This is a genomic window from Novosphingobium tardum (assembly GCF_042652045.1).
Classification (GTDB): domain Bacteria; phylum Pseudomonadota; class Alphaproteobacteria; order Sphingomonadales; family Sphingomonadaceae; genus Novosphingobium; species Novosphingobium tardum.
Map to the genome: position 1 here is coordinate 726,286 of NZ_JBHSDR010000003.1, position 16,631 is coordinate 742,916.

General features: G+C 67.4%; 18 protein-coding genes. 6 read left to right on the top strand and 12 right to left on the bottom strand.

The features are described from left to right. Positions 1 to 30: 30 nt before the first annotated feature. Together ACFO0A_RS03690 and ACFO0A_RS03695 are read left to right on the top strand one after the other, a co-directional pair. Positions 31 to 456 carry a voltage-gated chloride channel family protein gene (locus ACFO0A_RS03690; RefSeq protein WP_379537621.1) on the top strand — a complete coding sequence of 142 codons (426 nt, stop codon included), beginning with the start codon at positions 31 to 33 and terminating at the stop codon, positions 454 to 456. 7 nt (positions 457 to 463) lie between these two features. Beyond that, positions 464 to 763, top strand: coding sequence for a CBS domain-containing protein (locus ACFO0A_RS03695; RefSeq protein ID WP_379537622.1), 300 nt, complete (start codon positions 464 to 466; stop codon positions 761 to 763). Positions 764 to 797: 34 nt separating this feature from the next. Here the strand turns inward: ACFO0A_RS03695 and ACFO0A_RS03700 are convergent, their stop codons facing one another. After that, entirely contained in the window at positions 798 to 1,202 is a 405-nt protein-coding gene (locus ACFO0A_RS03700) for an acyl-CoA thioesterase (protein WP_379537623.1), read from the bottom strand. Positions 1,203 to 1,262: 60 nt separating this feature from the next. Beyond that, the gene (locus tag ACFO0A_RS03705; protein WP_379537624.1) at positions 1,263 to 1,901 is read right to left on the bottom strand and encodes a TetR/AcrR family transcriptional regulator; all 639 of its coding nucleotides are present in this window, start codon (positions 1,899 to 1,901) and stop codon (positions 1,263 to 1,265) included. Positions 1,902 to 2,080: 179 nt separating this feature from the next. Here ACFO0A_RS03705 and ACFO0A_RS03710 point away from each other — a divergent pair, with 179 nt between their 5' ends. Further along, positions 2,081 to 3,856 (top strand): bifunctional metallophosphatase/5'-nucleotidase, encoded by a 1,776-nt coding sequence (locus tag ACFO0A_RS03710; RefSeq protein ID WP_379537625.1) that lies wholly within the window; start codon positions 2,081 to 2,083, stop codon positions 3,854 to 3,856. A gap of 73 nt (positions 3,857 to 3,929) precedes the next feature. Here ACFO0A_RS03710 and ACFO0A_RS03715 read toward each other — a convergent pair whose 3' ends face one another. The 3 genes from ACFO0A_RS03715 to ACFO0A_RS03725 all read right to left on the bottom strand — a co-directional run bounded on the left by ACFO0A_RS03715 (position 3,930) and on the right by ACFO0A_RS03725 (position 5,903). After that, positions 3,930 to 4,355, bottom strand: coding sequence for a hypothetical protein (locus tag ACFO0A_RS03715; RefSeq protein WP_379537626.1), 426 nt, complete (start codon positions 4,353 to 4,355; stop codon positions 3,930 to 3,932). Positions 4,356 to 4,467: 112 nt separating this feature from the next. Then, a complete protein-coding gene (locus ACFO0A_RS03720; protein WP_379537627.1) occupies positions 4,468 to 5,262 on the bottom strand; it encodes a DUF1295 domain-containing protein in 795 nt (264 codons plus the stop codon). Beyond that, entirely contained in the window at positions 5,259 to 5,903 is a 645-nt protein-coding gene (locus ACFO0A_RS03725; RefSeq protein ID WP_379537628.1) for a lysophospholipid acyltransferase family protein, read from the bottom strand. The genes ACFO0A_RS03720 and ACFO0A_RS03725 overlap by 4 nt, the downstream gene beginning before the upstream one ends. Positions 5,904 to 5,996: 93 nt before the next feature. Between ACFO0A_RS03725 and ACFO0A_RS03730 the strand changes: the two genes are divergently transcribed. Further along, positions 5,997 to 6,761, top strand: a complete 765-nt coding sequence (locus ACFO0A_RS03730) for a histidine phosphatase family protein (RefSeq protein ID WP_379537629.1) — start codon at positions 5,997 to 5,999, stop codon at positions 6,759 to 6,761. Continuing rightward, complete coding sequence (locus ACFO0A_RS03735; RefSeq protein ID WP_379537630.1) at positions 6,754 to 7,638, top strand: NAD(P)H-hydrate dehydratase; 885 nt, start codon at positions 6,754 to 6,756, stop codon at positions 7,636 to 7,638. Before ACFO0A_RS03730 ends, ACFO0A_RS03735 begins: the two co-directional genes overlap by 8 nt. 1 nt (position 7,639) lies before the next feature. Here ACFO0A_RS03735 and ACFO0A_RS03740 read toward each other — a convergent pair whose 3' ends face one another. Genes ACFO0A_RS03740 through ACFO0A_RS03770 form a run of 7 tightly spaced genes read right to left on the bottom strand, consistent with a single transcriptional unit; the run spans position 7,640 to position 15,010 of the window. Next, a complete protein-coding gene (locus ACFO0A_RS03740) occupies positions 7,640 to 8,584 on the bottom strand; it encodes an NAD(P)/FAD-dependent oxidoreductase (RefSeq protein ID WP_379537631.1) in 945 nt (314 codons plus the stop codon). After that, entirely contained in the window at positions 8,581 to 9,039 is a 459-nt protein-coding gene (locus tag ACFO0A_RS03745) for a GNAT family N-acetyltransferase (RefSeq protein WP_379537632.1), read from the bottom strand. Before ACFO0A_RS03745 ends, ACFO0A_RS03740 begins: the two co-directional genes overlap by 4 nt. Then, positions 9,036 to 10,922 (bottom strand): acetyl/propionyl/methylcrotonyl-CoA carboxylase subunit alpha, encoded by a 1,887-nt coding sequence (locus ACFO0A_RS03750; RefSeq protein ID WP_379537633.1) that lies wholly within the window; start codon positions 10,920 to 10,922, stop codon positions 9,036 to 9,038. The genes ACFO0A_RS03745 and ACFO0A_RS03750 overlap by 4 nt, the downstream gene beginning before the upstream one ends. Then, positions 10,919 to 11,827, bottom strand: a complete 909-nt coding sequence (locus ACFO0A_RS03755) for a hypothetical protein (RefSeq protein WP_379537634.1) — start codon at positions 11,825 to 11,827, stop codon at positions 10,919 to 10,921. The genes ACFO0A_RS03750 and ACFO0A_RS03755 overlap by 4 nt, the downstream gene beginning before the upstream one ends. Next, complete coding sequence (locus ACFO0A_RS03760) at positions 11,824 to 13,431, bottom strand: carboxyl transferase domain-containing protein (protein WP_379537635.1); 1,608 nt, start codon at positions 13,429 to 13,431, stop codon at positions 11,824 to 11,826. Before ACFO0A_RS03760 ends, ACFO0A_RS03755 begins: the two co-directional genes overlap by 4 nt. Further along, the gene (locus ACFO0A_RS03765) at positions 13,428 to 13,856 is read right to left on the bottom strand and encodes a VOC family protein (protein WP_379537636.1); all 429 of its coding nucleotides are present in this window, start codon (positions 13,854 to 13,856) and stop codon (positions 13,428 to 13,430) included. Before ACFO0A_RS03765 ends, ACFO0A_RS03760 begins: the two co-directional genes overlap by 4 nt. Continuing rightward, positions 13,853 to 15,010, bottom strand: coding sequence for an isovaleryl-CoA dehydrogenase (locus ACFO0A_RS03770; protein WP_379537637.1), 1,158 nt, complete (start codon positions 15,008 to 15,010; stop codon positions 13,853 to 13,855). Before ACFO0A_RS03770 ends, ACFO0A_RS03765 begins: the two co-directional genes overlap by 4 nt. A gap of 103 nt (positions 15,011 to 15,113) precedes the next feature. Between ACFO0A_RS03770 and ACFO0A_RS03775 the strand changes: the two genes are divergently transcribed. Further along, complete coding sequence (locus ACFO0A_RS03775) at positions 15,114 to 16,628, top strand: sensor histidine kinase (protein WP_379537638.1); 1,515 nt, start codon at positions 15,114 to 15,116, stop codon at positions 16,626 to 16,628. Positions 16,629 to 16,631 lie beyond the last annotated feature (3 nt).

A 16,631-nucleotide genomic window follows, 5' to 3' on the forward strand; every position in this document is an offset into this window, starting at 1 on the left:
CCGCCTTCTCGTCAGCGAGGATTTCCGCCCGTGAATCGCGCGGTCCGCATGATCGTGCACCCTGCCAGCCTGCTGATCGGGCTGCAGCGGCAGGTCTGGGCCAGCGAGGTCCTGTTCGTGCTGCTGGCGATCGCGGTCGGCGCGATCGACGGGCTGCTGACCATCCTTCAGGGCGCGATCGCGCGCACCTTTCAGCACGCGTTGTTCGCCCTCCCGCCCGATACGCACCTCAGCGCCTCTGAGCATATCGGCATTCTCGGCCTGTTTGCCCTGCCAGTGGGAGGCCTCCCGCTGGCGGGGCTCAACTGGCTGACGAAGGCCCGCGGCCGGAGGCTGGTCGACGCGGTCGAGGCGAATGCGCTTCACGGCGGCCGGATGTCGTTGATCGACAGCGTGATCATCTCGGGCCACCGCGACCGCGAAGGCCGCCGGGAACGCCGAACCCAAGCGACATGATCGCCGGGTGGTGCTTTTGGATGAAACCGGGCGCTATGCCGGGATCGCCAATCCCGCCGCCGCCTTCGCCGAAGGGATCGATCCGGATCAGCCGGTAGGCACGCTGGCGACCGCGCGCGAGACGTCGCTCTCTCCCGACATGGACATCGTGGCGGTGATGCGCAGCTTCGACACCTTCGGCGGGGACGAGCTTGCGGTGGTCGGTCCGGACCGCGAGGTGCTGGGGCTGCTGACAGAGAATTATGTCCCCCGCCGCTATGCAGAGGAGGTCGATAAGGCCCAGCGGGAATTGTTCGGCGAGGTCTGAACCGCGGACCCAGAGCGACGGTATCGGTCTGCGCTTATTCGCCTTCGGGGAAGAACCGCTTCACGATGTCGGCGGCCAGGCGCGAGGGGCGCAGGGTTTCCGCGTCGACGCAGCACCAGCTCGATTTGACCTCGGCCAGCACTTCTTCGCCGCGGCGGATCACGGTTTCGTAGAACGCCCGGGCGCCGTGGAATTTCTCCAGCAGGACGGTGGCGATCACGTCGTCGCCCAGGAAGGTCGGGCGGCGATAGGTGATCTCGTGCTTGAGCGCGACCCACAGGTGGCGGGCGACGGCTTCTGCCGGAGCCAGCGAGCGCCAGTGATCGACGACCGCGTCCTGCACCCACGACAGGTAGCTCGCGTTGTTGACGTGGCCCATGAAATCGATGTCGCCGGGGGCGACCTCGATGGCATAGCGGAAAGGCGCAGGCTTGCTCACACCGCTGTAAATAGTCGCTCGCAAGCGATTCGGCTAGGGCTGGCGGCTAGGTCGGGCGACTTAGGCCGCGCGCAATCCCTTCACTCCCACCGCGCCGCGATCCTGCGCCGACAGCCCGTCGAAGATCGCATCGACGATCCGCGCCAGCTTCTGTTCGCTCAGCTTGGGCATGACCATCCCCATAGCGCCGATGTTGCAATAGACGCTGACCATCTGGTTGATGAGGCTCAGCGCCTCGTCGATCGTCAGACCGGTGAAATATCCGTCGGCCATCGCCTCGGCGATGATCTCGGCAAGATAGTGGTCGCCGAGGTCGACATAGCTGCGGACGAGTTCGAAATGTTCCTCGCCCAGTTCGCAATACATCGCGAAGCTTACCGGATCGGCATTGTAGCTGTCGCGCAGCCGCACGAACCGGCGGGCGAAGAATTCGTACAGCTTGCGCCGCGGGGGCAGGTCGCTGGCGAGCACTTCCTCCATGATCGCGACCTTGGGCTGGAACCAGCGCTCGGCAATCGCCTCGACCACAGCGTCCTTGCTCTCGAAGAAGCGATAGAGATTGGCGGGCGAGGTATTGGCCATGCTCGCCAGCTCGGTCATCGTCAGCGCGCCGCCGCCGCGCTGCTCCACCAGTTCGATGGCCAGATCAAGCAGGTGTTCCCTGCCAGCGTCGATATCGGTCCGGGGTCGGGCCATCATGGCTCTCCTCGCGCGCTGCTGCACGCTTTCGCGACCCTGTTTTATGACGTTTCCGCGAATTCTTCAACATAGCGACATGTAGTTCATCGGGTGGTCACGGCGGTTGGACCAATTGCGCGGCGGAGCGATTGCGCTAGAAGGCCAGTCGTCTCTTCGTCGCATCAACCGCAGGTCGCCCCATGTCACTCCCGCTCCGTTTCGCCGCGCTGCTGGCGCCCCTGCTGGCGGCTGCCTGCGCCGCGCCGATCGCGACATCGGGGCCGCAAGGCGGCGCAGCGCCGGTCGAGGTCGGGATTGTCGCGATCAACGATTTCCACGGTGCGATCGAGCCGCCCCGGCAGTCGGTATTCGTCCCGGGGAAGGGCAGCGAACCCGATGCCGTTCCGGCGGGCGGCGCGGCCTGGCTGGCTTCGGCGATCGACAGCCTGCGGGCGCGCCATCCCAACCACGTCACCGTTTCGGCGGGCGACCTCGTGGGCGCCTCGCAGTTCGCCTCGTCGCTCTACCTCGACGAGCCGGCGGTGGGCGTGATGAACCGCATCGGGCTGGAATTCAACGCGGTTGGCAACCACGAATTCGACCGCGGACGGGCCGAGCTGCTGCGCCTGCAGAACGGCGGCTGCGAACAGACGACGCTGAACAAGCCCTGCCAGCTCGAACAGTTCGCGGGTGCCAGGTTTCCGTTCCTGGCCTCCAACACGCTGACCGAGGACGGCTCGCCGCTGTTCGCCGCGACCGGCATGAAAAGCTTCGGCAAGGGCGCGCGAAAGGTGACGGTGGGCTTCGTCGGCGCGACGCTTCAGGGCACCGGCAGCCTGGCCCTGCCCGCGAACATCAAGGGCCTGACCTTCGGCGACGAGGCGACCGCGATCAACGCCGCCGTCGACAGGCTCAAGCAGTCCGGCGCCGATGCGGTGGTGGTGCTGATCCACCAAGGCGGCAAGACCACCGGCGCGCCCGATCCCCAGGGCTGTGAGGGGCTTAACGGGGCGATCCTGCCCATCATCGACCGGCTCGATCCCCGGGTGGACGTTGTCGTTTCGGGCCATACCCACTGGTCCTACATCTGCGAGCGGACGGTGCCGGGGCGCAGCGGCCCCCTGCTGCTGACCAGCGCCGGGGTCTATGGCGAGCTCGTCACCGACATCACGCTGCGGATCGACCCGGTGCGGCACGCGGTGATCGACCACGCCGCGCGCAACGTGATCGTGCAGAGCGAAACCTACGTCGCCAGCCGCGGCCCGGTGCCGAACAATCCCGACTTCCCCGCCTTCGCCCCGCGTGCCGACGTGGCCTCCTACGTTGCGCGCTATGTCGATGCGTCGAAGGCCTATTCGGCGCGCGTCGTCGGGCATCTCGCCGGCACGGTCAGCCGCCCCGGCGGCGACGGCTCGCGGAACGGCGGGACGATGGGCAACCTGATCGCGGATGCGCAGCTGGCCGCCACCGCCGGGGCGGGCGCGCAGATCGCGCTGACCAACCCGTTCGGCATCCGCGCGCCCGCCACGCTCATCCCCGGACCCGGCGGCGCGATCACCTTCGGCCAGATTTACCAGGTCCAGCCGTTCAGCAACCAGCTCGTCACGCAAAGCTTCACCGGCGCCGAGCTGAAGGCGATCCTCGAGCAGGGCTTCGATGACGATGCGCCGTTCCAGGCGCTGACCCCGTCGGCCGGGTTCTCCTACAGCTACGACCTCTCGCGCCCGGTCGGCAGCCGGGTGGTGCAGATGACCTACCAGGGCAAGCCGGTGGATCCGGCGGCGACCTACCGCGTCACCGCGGTCAACTTCCTGACCCAGGGGGGAGACAGCTTCACCCTGTTCACCAGGGGCCGCGACGCGGTAACGGGCGGGATCGATGTCGTGGCGACCGAGGCCTGGCTTTCGGCAACGGCGCCGCGGGCGGTGCCTGCCGAGAACCGGACGATCGACCTTACCCCGCCAGACAAGCGCTGAATGCAAACGCTGAATGCAACAAGGGCGGCCGTTGCGGACCGCCCTTGCGCTTGTTCGGTCGGGAGCGTCGCGCTCAGAACGCGCCGCGCTTCCACATCTGGTCGGCCGTCAGGGCATCGACCGGGGCGTCCTTGTCGGCCAGCTTGTAAACTGCGCCGTCGGCGATGGCGTAGACCGCCTTGCCGGCTCCGGCATCGAGAAGGATGCGGCTGCCGTCCTTGTACCACGAGAAGGAACCCTTGGTGACCTTGCCGGTGGCGTCGGTCCACTCGTAGGTGTCGTCCTTGTTCAGCTTGAGCGAGGTCACCTTTCCGTCGGCGCCGACCTGCTGATAGGTGCCCGCGTAGTTCAGCGTGGTGCGCGCGTTCGGACCGACGGTCGGCAGCGCCACCGGGGTTGCGGCGGCGACATCGGCGGTAGCAGTCGCTTCGGGGGCGGGTGCGGGTTTGCTGCACGCCGAAACCATGGCGAGCGCGGCAAGCGGAAGCAGTAGACGCATTGGGGCAGGTTCCTTGCTGGGACTTGGGGGAACGTCTCGGACCCGGACGATCCCCCCTACTAATCCCGGACGCGGCGTTGGTTCCCGCAAATGCCGACGGACGTGTCGACCCCTAGCGCCGGCGCGGCGGAAGCGGAACGAAGCCTGATGTCCGCGCGACGTAGTCGGCATAGCCGGGCCGCGATCTTGCCAGCCCTTTTTCGAGCAGCGGCTTGCCCGACCAGCGGGTAAGCGTGAAGGTTAGGAACAGCGGACCGATCACGCTCAGCGCGGCCACCTGCCAGCCGGCCTCGGCAGCGGCGAGCCAGATGCCCCACCACGCGCAGGTATCGCCGAAGTAGTTGGGATGGCGGGTGTAGCGCCACAACCCGATATCGAGCACGCGGCCCTTGCTGGCGGGGTCGGCGCGAAACCGGGCGAGCTGCCAGTCGCCCACCGTCTCGAACAGCAGGCCGATCGCCCACAGCGCGGCGCCGGCGAGCGCGAGCGGGCCGATCGGCGCCGGGGCGGGGCTGGCAAGAATGCCAAGCTGCGCGGGCAGGCAGGTCAGGAACAAGAGCACCGCCTGCGGCGCGAAGACGCGGGTCAGCGCGGCGGACCCGAAAGCTCCGCGCTCCTTTGCCTTGCCAAGGATGCGGGCATAGCGCGGGTCCTCGCCGCCCTTGCGCCAGCGCGCCAGCAGGTGCAGCGCCAGCCGACCGCCCCACAGCACCGTCATCGCCATGATCAGCGTGGCGCGCACGCCCGGCTGGCCAAGCTGGAGCCAACTGAGCAACGCCAGCGCGGCCATCCCGCCGCCCCAGACCGCATCGATGAAGCTCACGTCGCCGATCCGTACGGCCAGCAGCCACAGCACGAGCATGACGGCCGCATCGGCGGCAAGGTTGATCACAAGCGCTTCGATCATCCGGCAAGTTCTCCGAAGTCGGTGGTGGCGAGGTGTGGGTTCCGGGGCGTCACGCTGCGATAGAATTCCGCGACGCGCGCCATGTCGGCCTTGTAGTCCCCGGTGGTGACGATCGCCGGGCCGAGCCCGCCGGTACGGGTGGCATAGTCCATCAGGCCGCAGACCAGCGGCACCCCCGCGCCGTGCGCGATGTGATAGAACCCGGTGCGCCAGGTCCGCACCGCGCCGCGCGTTCCCTCGGGCGCGATGGTGAGCATGAATTCGCCCCGGCGGGCGAACTCGTCGATCATCGCCTGGACGTAGTTGTGGCGGCTGTCGCGATCGACGGGGATGCCGCCCATGTCGCGCATGAACCGGGCCAGCGGCCAGCGGAAAAGCTGGCGCTTGCCCATGAAGTGGGCCTTCACGCCCAGCGCGTCGGTCAGCCCCAGGAAGTTGAGGAAGTCCCAGTTGGAGGTGTGCGGCGCGGCGATGATCACGCAGCGCCGGTCGGCGGGCGGGGTGCCGACCGCCTTCCACCCGCGCGCGCGGTAGAAAAGCAGAAGCAGGCTGCGGACCACGCGCGAGGCGAGCGTCGGCGCGGGATCGCCGTCCGGGCCGGCGCTTCGTGCCGCGCGCTCATTGTCTGGCCCTGCGTCCATCGTCTCCCCCGTGCCGGCTATAGCGGTGAGGGAACCGGACCGCCAGCCGCACCGTTTGCCGGCTGTGCCGCAACTGCAAATCCGCAAGCTCACATGACCCCCCGCTGGCCAAGCGTGCTGTGGGTCGTGCGCCACGGGCAGAGCGCGGGTAACGTCGCGCGAGATGCCGCTCACGACCAGGGCCTCGCCCGGATCGAGCTTACCCACCGCGATGTCGACGTTCCGTTGTCGGACCTTGGGCGCGAACAGGCGACGGCGCTGGGCAAGTGGTTCGCCGAGGCGCACGAGGACGGCCGGCCGGAGGTCATGCTTTCCTCCCCCTATGTGCGCGCGATCCAGACCGCGCAGATCTTTCGCGAGGCGGGCGGATGCGCGCCGGACGAGAAGATCTGCAGCGACGAGCGCCTGCGCGAGAAGGAGTTCGGCATCCTCGACGGGCTGACGACGAGCGGGGTGGCGCAGTTCCAGCCCGAGCAGGCGAAGTTCCGCCAGCTCCTCGGCAAGTTCTACCACCGTCCCCCCGGCGGTGAGAGCTGGGTCGATGTCATCTTCCGCCTGCGCGCCCTGATGGACACCGTATCGCTTCACTACGGCGGGCGCCGGGTGATGATCGTGGCGCACCAGGTCGTGGTGCTGTGCCTGCGCTACATCATCGAGAACCTCGACGAGGCTGAGGTCCTGGCGATCGACCGCGAGGGCGATGTCGCCAACTGCGCGATCACCGAATACCGCTTCGATGCCTCCGCCGGGCGAGACGGCAACCTCGTCCTCGCGCGCTACAACGTGACCGCGCCGATGGCCTCGGCCGCGACGCAGGTGACCGCCGAGCCCGACCAGATGGTCGCCGCGCGTGGCTGAGCCGGCAATCGCGCTCGACAGCGACTGGCTTCGCGCCCACCCGCTGCCCCAGCCCGACAACGGCGCCGACAAGAACGCCCGCGGACGCGTGCTGGCGATCGGCGGCTGCCGCAGCGTTCCCGGCGGGATCAGCCTGACAGCCGAAGCCGCGTTTCGCGCCGGGGCAGGCAAGGTCCAGATCGCCACGATCGCCAGCGCTGCGCTGCCGCTGGGCATCGCTGCCCCCGAAACGGCCGTGTTCGCGCTCGTCGAGACTCCCGAGGGCGAAATCGCCCGCGGGTGCGCGCCGATCATCGCCCCGTTGCTCGAGCGCTGCGATGCGGTGATTGCGGGGCCGGGGATGAGCGACGGGGCGGCCGGTCAGGCCGTGGTCGAGGCGATCCTCGACGCGGGCGCCGGGGTGACCGTGATCGTCGATGCCGCCGCGCTGATGCGGCTCGGCGCCAATGCCGAAGCGCTGGGCAGGCGGGCGCTGCCGCCGATCATCACCCCGCACATTGGCGAGATGGCCGCGCTGCTCGACTGCGAGGGCGACGCTATCGAGGCCGACCGCGCGGGCGCCGTGCGCCGCGCCGCATCCCGCTATGGCGCGGTCTGCGTGCTCAAGGGCCCGACGAGCGTGATCGCCGAGCCAGAGGGACGGCTGTTCGCCTATGCCGGCGGCGGCGTGGGGCTGGCGACGGGCGGTTCGGGAGACGTTCTGGCGGGCCTTGCCGCCGGGCTCGCGGCGCGCGGCGCCGATCCATTGCGGGCAACGCTGTGGGCGGTGTGGCTGCACGGCGAGGCAGGGCGGCGCTGCTCGGAACAGATCGGCCCGCTCGGCTATCTGGCGCGTGAACTGCTGGCCCACGTCCCCGGGCTGATGCGCGCGATCTAGCTTATTCCGGCACTTCGCCGTCGCGGCTGCGCAGGTCGTTGTGCAAGGTTGTGGCCGCGACCGCGGCATGGCCCATCGCAACGCTGATCTGGTCGAGCGCGGCCACTACGTCGCCTGCGGCATAAAGCCCTTTCAGTCCCAGCCGCTGGTGCTGGTCGGTCAGGATGCAGCGCTCGTCGTCGACGCGCAGCCCCAGCTTCTCGATCAACCCGACGTTGGGATCGGAGCCGAGCGCGGGATAGAGCGTGTCGACCTGCGCCGCGTCGCCATCGGCAAAGTACAAGGTCACATCTTTGCCGGCAAAGTCGTACGCCGCGACCGGGCGCGGGTCCCAGGCCACGCCGTGATCGGCGAGGTCCTTGCGGTCCTTTTCGTGCAGCTCGCACTCGACCAGCGTGAACAGCGTCACGTGGTCGCTGTAGCCGCGCAGGAAAAGCGCCTCGGCCACCCCGTGGCTTTCCGCGCCGACGACGCCGATCCGGGTCGTGCCGCCCACGCCGTCGAGGTGCCAGCCGCCCGCCTCAAACGCATCGCAGATCGGGCAGTAGCGCAGTTTCCCGGCGGCGAGCGCGGCGCGGTGCGTCTCCTCGTCCATATCGGGGCGGCGATTGTCGACCCCGGTGGCGAACAGCACGGTGCGCGCGACGAGGTCTATGCCCGTGCCGGTCAGGTGCCAGTCCGCTCCGCGCGCCGCGATCCCGGTCACGTCGCCGCTGCGCATGTCGGCGCCGAACTCGCGCGCCTGCGCCGCCATCCGCGCAAGCAGTTCGGGCCCCTCGATCCCGCCGGGGTAACCCGCATGGTTATGGCTGCGCGGGATCAGCGCGGCGCGGCTTCCGCCCCGGTCGAACAGCACCGCGCGGCGGCGGAAGCGGGCGAGATAGATGGCGGCGGTCAGCCCCGCAGGCCCCCCGCCGATGATCGCGCAGTCGTAGATTTCGGTCACAGCTTCAGCTTGAAGCCTTCGTGGCTGCGGGTCCAGCCAAGTCGTTCGTAGAAGCGGTGCGCGGCCGTCCGGGTCTTGTCGCTGGTGAGCTGGACCATCCGGCACCCGCGCGCGCGGCATTGCTCGACCGCCCAGTCGATCATCGCGCCGCCGGCCCCCTGGCCGCGCAGCGCCGAGGCGATCCGCACCGCTTCGATCTGCCCGCGCCACGCCCCCTTGAAGGCGATGCCCGGAATGAAGGTGAGTTGCATCGTGCCGATCACCGTGCCGTCCTGCTCGGCCACGATCTGGCGCTGGTCGGGATTGGCATCGATGAGCGCGAAGGCCTCGACATAGCCCGGATCGAGCGGCAGCGACGGGTCCTCGCGCTTTTCGCCCAGCGTGTCTTCGGCCAACAGGGTGACGATCGCCGGCAGGTCGTCAAGCGTGGCATCGCGAAAGCGCACCGCGCTCATTCTGCCGTCGCCTCGATCCGGGCGAGCAGCGCTTCGACCTGAACCTGCGCGCCGGCTGCGGCGTTCAGTTCGGCGACCACCCCGTCGAACGGCGCGGTAAGCGAATGCTCCATCTTCATCGCTTCGAGGGTGAGCAGCTTCTGGCCCTTCGTGACCGCCTGCCCCTGCGTCACCGCGACCGCGATGACCTTGCCCGGCATGGGCGAGAGGATGTCGCCATCGTGGGCGGAATGGTGGCCGCCGCCGCGATAGGCGAGCGACATCTGGTAGGCCGCGCCGTCCTGAAAGCCGATCGCACTCGCGCCGCCAACGGCATAGGCATTGGCGCTGAAGCGGTCGTTGTCCTCGAAGTGGGTTACGTAGTGCCCGTCGATGTAAAGCCCCTGCTGAAAAGCCTTGTCCGCGTTGAGGCGGAAGCCGGGGATCGGGGCCGGATCGTTGAACAGGCTGCTCAGCCTTGAATCGGCGAAGACCAGCTTGTCCATCGCGTCCTTGAACAGCGCGATCGACACCGGCTGCGGCGCGGTAAGATCATCGAGCTTGCGCTCGATCGCCCCGGTATCGACGTTGCCAGCGACAAAATCCGGGTCCTGCAACAGGCGGGCGAGGAACGCCGCGTTCGTCTTGACCGGCCAAACTTCCACGTTCGACACCGCGTCCTCGAGGTTCGCGATCGCTTCGGCGCGGTCGCTTCCCTTGGCGATCACCTTGGCAATCATCGGATCGTAGAACGGCGAAATCGCGCCTTCTTCCTCGACCCCGGTATCGACCCGCGAGCGGTCCACCGGCAGGCGCAGGTGGCCGAGCGGGCCGGTGCTGGGCAGGAACCCCCTGGCCGGATCCTCGGCATAGAGCCGCGCTTCCATTGCCCAGCCGCTGATGCTGAGCTCTTCCTGCTTCAGGGGCAGCGGTTCTCCGCTCGCCACCCGCAGTTGCCATTCTACCAGATCGACGCCGGTGATCTCCTCGGTCACCGGATGCTCGACCTGCAAGCGGGTGTTCATTTCCATGAACCAGATGCGGTCGGCGCGCAGGCCCTCGCTGGCGTCGGCGATGAATTCGATGGTGCCGGCCCCGATATAGTCGACCGCCTTTGCCGCGCGCACCGCAGCGGCGCAGATCGCCTCGCGCGTGGCGGCGTCCATCCCCGGAGCGGGAGCTTCCTCGATCACCTTCTGATGGCGCCGCTGGAGCGAGCAGTCGCGCTCGAACAGGTGGACGACGTTGCCGCGGGTGTCGCCGAACACCTGCACTTCGATGTGGCGGGGCGAAAGGACGTACTTCTCGATCAGGACGTCGGCATTGCCGAACGAGGAAGCCGCCTCGCGCTGGCAGGATGCAAGCATTTCAAGGAATTGCTGCGCAGCATCGACGCGCCGCATGCCCTTGCCGCCGCCGCCCGCCACCGCCTTGATCAATACCGGATAGCCGACCGCTTCGGCTTCCGCGCGCAGCCGCTCGGGCGATTGGTCCGCGCCCAGATAGCCGGGCGTTACCGGCACCCCCGCCGCGATCATGCGCTGCTTTGCAGCGTCCTTCAGCCCCATCGCGCGGATGCTGTCGGGCGAGGGACCGACCCACACCAGCCCTGAGTCGATCACGCTCTGGGCGAAGTCGGCATTCTCCGACAGGAACCCGTAGCCCGGATGGATCGCGTCCACCCCGGCATCCTTCGCCGCCGCGATGATCTTCTCCCCCACGAGATAGCTTTCGCGCGCGGGCGAGGGGCCGATATGCATCGCTGCGTCCGCCGAGCGGACGTGCAGCGCCTGCGCGTCGGCGTCGGAATAGACCGCGACAGTTCGGATGCCCATGCGGCGCGCGGTGCGGATGATCCGGCACGCGATCTCGCCCCGGTTGGCGATGAGGAGGGAGCGGATCATATTGGCAACTCGGAATTCGGATGGCTAAGCCGATTTTCGGCATCGGTGAGTTTTTCGCGCATTGCAAACCGATGCTGAGAGGCCGCTTCGTCAGTCAAGGCCGCCTCCAGCCTCCTCAGCCGCCGGTAAACTGCGCTCGCAAACTCGTTTGGGGAAACTGCCCACGCATAACGGAGGAACTCTTCGGCCTCCGAAGCAAGTTGGGGGTCACGTGACTGCTCACAAATATCCAGAAGTGCAGCAGCGCCTTCGGTCGCCAACACCGCCAAATCCGACTTTTGATATCGCGATCGAATGACGTGCGCACGCCGACAACACTCAACCGCGATGTCTGGCTTCGAACTGTCTCGCGCTGCGGCGGCGCGAAAGATTAGGATGTCCGCCGGGACAAGTTCGTTTGACTGCACACATTCAAGCCATTTGGTGGTGAGCGCTTCAGCAAATCTGACTTCGTGATCCCTGTCGATCTTGGTCCAAGCTGCGGCTCGATCACTACGCGAGCCGGCACTCCCGCGTTCAGCTAGGTAGAATGCCTTAGCCAGTTGACGAGCATCGTCATTGCTGCGCGCAACACGAGCTCCTTTGGAAGCGAGGAAAATTTTCGCTCGTTCCGCCCTAACTTTATCGTCAGGTCTAAGAGCAACCAGTTGTGAGAACGCGTGCTTATCCGCGGTGAGGAAATAGCCCGCAGCCATTCCCGACACGCCGATTCGACGTTCGCAATTGCCACCATTCAAGATCAGAACTGGAGGTGTATCGGGGCTCAAGAGAACGACTGTTTCAGGCTTTTCCGGATCGCTCTGGTAGAATAACCAGCGATTGTCCAACTCGGGCAAATTAAAAGAGCGTTCTCTAGCAATCTCGAGGACAATCTCCCCAGATAACTCCTCTAGTTCCGCGCTCACATCCGGAACACCCCGAAGCGGGGCGCCTCCGCGACCGGGGCGTTGAGGGCGGCGGCAAGGGCGAGGCCCAGCACGTCGCGCGTTTGCATGGGATCGATCACGCCGTCGTCCCACAGGCGCGCGGTGGCATAGTAGGGATTGCCCTCGTCCTCGTATTTCTGGCGGATCGGTGCCTTGAATGCCTCGGCCTCGCTCGCGTCCCACTTGTCGGCATCGCGGTTGACGGTGGCGAGCACGCTTGCCGCCTGTTCGCCGCCCATCACGCTGATCCGCGCATTGGGCCAGGTGAACAGGAAACGCGGGTCGTAGGCGCGGCCGCACATGCCGTAGTTGCCCGCGCCGAAACTGCCGCCGATCACGACGGTCAGCTTGGGCACGCTGGCGGTCGCGACCGCGGTGACCAGCTTGGCGCCGTGCTTGGCGATGCCTTCGGCCTCGTACTTGCCGCCGACCATGAAGCCCGAAATGTTTTGCAGGAACAGCAGCGGGATGCGGCGCTGGCAGGCCAGCTCAATGAAATGCGCTCCCTTCACGGCGCTTTCGGAGAAGAGCACGCCGTTGTTGGCGAGGATCGCGACCGGCATGCCCCAGATATGGGCGAAGCCGCAGACGAGCGTGCTGCCGTAGAGCGCTTTGAACTCGTGGAACTCGGAACCGTCGACGAGGCGGGCGATGACCTCGTGCACGTCATAGGGGGCGCGCACGTCCTGCGGCACGATGGAATAGAGGTCCTCCGCCGGATAGCGTGGTTTGCGCGGGGCGGCGTCGGCTTGCACGATGCCCGCCTGCACTGTCCCGCCCAGGTGGCTGACAATGTCGCGAACGATGGTCAGCGCGTGCTCGTCGTTCTCGGCAAGATGATCGACCACGCCGGACTTGCGCGCATGAAGGTCGCCGCCGCCCAACTCCTCGGCGCTGATTTCCTCGCCCGTCGCGGCTTTTACCAGCGGCGGCCCGGCGAGGAAGATCGTGCCTTGCTCCCCCACGATCACGGTCTCGTCGCTCATCGCCGGCACATAGGCGCCGCCCGCGGTGCACGATCCCATGACGCAGGCGATCTGCGGGATCTGAGCCGCGCTCATCGTCGCCTGGTTGAAGAAGATGCGGCCGAAATGATCGCGGTCGGGAAAGACCTCGGCCTGGTGGGGCAGGTTCGCGCCGCCGCTGTCCACGAGGTAGATGCAGGGCAGGCGGTTGGCGAGTGCGATCTCCTGCGCGCGCAGGTGCTTCTTCACCGTGAGCGGATAGTAGGTGCCGCCCTTCACCGTCGCGTCGTTGGCGACTATCATGCACTGGCGGCCCGAGACGCGACCGATCGCGGTGATGATCCCGGCTCCGGGAATGTCCTCGCCATAGACGCCGTTGGCGGCGAGCTGGCCCAGCTCGAGCAGCGGCGAGCCCGGATCGAGCAGCCGTTCGACCCGTTCGCGGGGGAGCAGCTTGCCGCGTGCGGTGTGGCGCTCGCGGCTCTTGGCATTGCCGCCCAGTGCCGCTTCGGCGACGCGGGCGCGCAGTTCCTCGGCCAGCGCCCGGTTATGCGCGGCGTTGGCGCGCGCTTCGTCGCTCTCGTTGTCGATGCGGGTTTCGAGAACCGGCGCGCTCATGCCGCCGCTCCCGTCCGGCCGGCCACGAACTCGAGCTTCAGTCCGTCGGGGTCGGCGAAGAACACCGCATAGTAATCGGGACCGTAGCGCGGATAGTCCGCCGGTGCGTCGAGCACTTCCGCCCCGATGCCTTTGAGCAGTGCGTGCATGGCGTCGACATCGGCGCGATCGCCGGCGGTCCAGGCAAGGTGGTGGAGGCCGGGCGAATAGCGGTCGTGCGCCCGCTTTGCGCCCGCACCCGTCGCCAGCTTGATCCCGATCGAGTGGAAGCTGGCTTCGCCCTGCCTGTCCCAGTCGCTACCGTCTTCGTGATCGCTCGCGAGGGCATAGCCGAGGAATCCCAGGACCGCGCCGTAGAACGGCCGCGACCTGGCAAGATCGCTCACCGTCAGGTCGATATGGTGGACCAGTCCGCGCGCGTTCATGCCGCGCCGATCAGTTCGCGGCCGATCAGCATCCGGCGGATTTCATTGGTGCCCGCCCCGATGTCGAGCAGCTTGGCGTCGCGCAGGAAGCGTTCGACCGGCCAATCCTTGGTGTAGCCCGCGCCGCCCAGCGCCTGGACCGCCTCCGCCGCGACGCGGAACGCGTTTTCGCTCGCCAGCAGGATCGCCCCCGCGGCATCGAAGCGCGTGGTCTGCCCAGCATCGCAATTGCGCGCCACAGCATACGTGTAGGTCCGTGCCGATTGCAGCGCGACGTACATATCGGCGACCTTGGCCTGGATGAGCTGGAAGGCGCCGATCGGTTTGCCGAACTGCTTGCGCTCGCGCACATAGGGGATGACCACGTCGAGGCAGGCCTGCATGATGCCGAGCTGGATGCCGGCAAGGACCGTGCGCTCGTAGTCGAGGCCCGACATGAGCACGCCGACGCCGCCGTTTTCGGGTCCCATCACGTTCTCGTCGGGCACCTCGCAATCGCTGAACACGAGTTCGGCGGTGGGACTGCCGCGCATTCCCATCTTGTCGATCTTCTGGCCGATCGCAAAACCGGGCATGTCCTTCTCGATCAGGAAGGTGGTGATGCCGCGGCTTCCTTCGCCGGTCTTGGCATAGACCACCAGCGTATCGGCATAAGCAGCGTTGGTGATCCAGAACTTCGTGCCGTTGAGCACCCAGCCGCCCTGGACGCGCTCGGCCTTGAGCTTCATGGAGACGACGTCCGATCCCGCGCCGGCTTCGGACATCGCAAGGCTGCCGACATGCTCGCCGCTGATCAGGCGGGGCAGGTACTTCGCCTTCTGCTCAGGATTGGCCCAGCGCGCGATCTGGTTGACGCACAGGTTGGAGTGCGCGCCATAGGACAGCCCGACCGATGCACTCGCACGGCTCACTTCCTCGACCGCGACGACGTGCTCGAGATAGCCCAGGCCAAGGCCACCGTCGGCCTCGGGCACGGTGATGCCATGCAGGCCCAGCGCGCCCATCGCGGGCCACAGTTCGCGCGGGAATGAATCCTCGGCATCGATGCGGGCGGCCAGCGGGGCGATCTGTTCATCGGCGAAGCGGGCGGTCGCGGCGCGGATCATGTCGGCGGCTTCGCCGAGGTGGAAATCGAAATCGGGGGTAGCGCGCATCCGGGCGGGGCTCCTTTGTGTGCCGCCCATAGCAAGGCGGCAAGGTCGCGCAAACCGTTGTGGTTGCCACCACCGGGCGGGAGGCCTAGTCCCCGCAGCATACATGGATCGGGAGTCCACGCCAGAAAGGCCGCAAGGTGCCAGCGCGCGCGCGGTCGCGGGCGACGAGGACGTGCGCGCGCTTGCGCTGGCAGCCTATGGCCTCGACGCGCTGCAGGACGATCCCGAACTTGCCGCCATCGCCGCCTTTGCAGCACGCCTCTGCGGCACACCGATCGCCCTCGTCAGCCTGGTCGAGGAAGAGCGCGAACGTTTCCTGGCCCGTGCCGGGACCGATGCCCTGGCCGCTGAACGCAACCATGCGCTGTGCGCGATGGCGATGAACGAGGATGGTATCGTGGTGGTCCCCGATGCTGGCGAGGATGCCCGCTTTCGCCAGCATTCGATGGTTTCGGGTGATCCCTACGTGCGCTTCTATGCCGCCGCGCCGCTGGTCTCGGAAACCGGCATCCCGCTCGGCACCTTGTGCGTGATGGCAACGGAGCCGCGCGCGGGCCTCGACGATATCCAACGCGAGGGTCTCAGCGTACTGGCCGCGGCAGTCATGCGTCGGTTCAAGGCGCGGCGCAGCGGGGGTGCGGCGCGAGCCCAGATCGACCTGCGCGACCAACGTCTGCGCGTGCTGGCCGATTCGATGCCCCAGATCGCATGGTCGGCCGACCGCCACGGCAACGTCGACTACTTCAACGCGCGCTTCGCCAAGTACACCGGGGTCACTCCCACGTTTCATGGGGACGACTGGCGGGTGCTGATCCATCCCGATGATGTCGGCAAGGCCAGCAAGGCCTGGAACGCGGCGCTCAAGAAGGGCGGCAACTTCCAGGCCGAATATCGCCTTCGCCGGGCCGACGGCACATGGCTGTGGATGCTGGCGCGGGCGCTGCCCGTGCGCAACGCCGAGGGCGACGTCGATCGTTGGTACGGTACCATCACCGACATCGACGAGTCGCGACGGCTGGCCGAGGCCAACGACCTTATCGCGCGCGAGCTCAATCACCGGATCAAGAACATCTTCGCGCTGATCATCGGCCTCGTCACGATGTCGGCGCGGGGCGCTCCCGAGGCCGCGGAATTTGCCGCGAGCTTGGCCCAGCGCGTGCGCGCGCTCGATCATGCCCACGGATTCGTGCGCGCCGATGCGGCCGGCGAGATGGTTGCCGACGGCGGGCTGCACACGCTGCTGCGCACGCTGTTCTCGCCCTACGACAGGGCGGAGGGGCCGGCGATCGAGATCACCGGTACCGATTTCACGATCCTGCGCGGGGCGACCCCGCTCGCGCTCGTGTTCCACGAACTTGCGACTAACGCGGTCAAATATGGCGCCCTCTCCGAGGAGCACGGACGGGTCTCGGTCAAGACCTGGGCCGATGGCGAAAACGCGGTGATGGAGTGGAGCGAATTCGGCGGTCCGGTGGTGAAGGATCGGCCCAAGCCGACCGGCTTCGGCAGCCGCCTCGTCGAGATGAGCGTCAAGAATCAGCTCGGCGGGACGATCGTCTATTCGTGGCAGCGCGATGGATTGCGCGCGACGATCCGCTGTCCGCTGGAGCAATTGTAGGGC

Coding starts and splice junctions, on each gene's coding strand:
- ACFO0A_RS03760 (WP_379537635.1), bottom strand. CDS start 13,431: ATGAGCGCGCCGGTTCTCGAAACCCGCATCGACAACGAGAGCGACGAA.
- ACFO0A_RS03725 (WP_379537628.1), bottom strand. CDS start 5,903: ATGGACGCAGGGCCAGACAATGAGCGCGCGGCACGAAGCGCCGGCCCG.
- ACFO0A_RS03765 (WP_379537636.1), bottom strand. CDS start 13,856: ATGAACGCGCGCGGACTGGTCCACCATATCGACCTGACGGTGAGCGAT.
- ACFO0A_RS03705 (WP_379537624.1), bottom strand. CDS start 1,901: ATGATGGCCCGACCCCGGACCGATATCGACGCTGGCAGGGAACACCTG.
- ACFO0A_RS03770 (WP_379537637.1), bottom strand. CDS start 15,010: ATGCGCGCTACCCCCGATTTCGATTTCCACCTCGGCGAAGCCGCCGAC.
- ACFO0A_RS03710 (WP_379537625.1), top strand. CDS start 2,081: ATGTCACTCCCGCTCCGTTTCGCCGCGCTGCTGGCGCCCCTGCTGGCG.
- ACFO0A_RS03715 (WP_379537626.1), bottom strand. CDS start 4,355: ATGCGTCTACTGCTTCCGCTTGCCGCGCTCGCCATGGTTTCGGCGTGC.
- ACFO0A_RS03775 (WP_379537638.1), top strand. CDS start 15,114: ATGGATCGGGAGTCCACGCCAGAAAGGCCGCAAGGTGCCAGCGCGCGC.
- ACFO0A_RS03720 (WP_379537627.1), bottom strand. CDS start 5,262: ATGATCGAAGCGCTTGTGATCAACCTTGCCGCCGATGCGGCCGTCATG.
- ACFO0A_RS03745 (WP_379537632.1), bottom strand. CDS start 9,039: ATGAGCGCGGTGCGCTTTCGCGATGCCACGCTTGACGACCTGCCGGCG.
- ACFO0A_RS03750 (WP_379537633.1), bottom strand. CDS start 10,922: ATGATCCGCTCCCTCCTCATCGCCAACCGGGGCGAGATCGCGTGCCGG.
- ACFO0A_RS03730 (WP_379537629.1), top strand. CDS start 5,997: ATGACCCCCCGCTGGCCAAGCGTGCTGTGGGTCGTGCGCCACGGGCAG.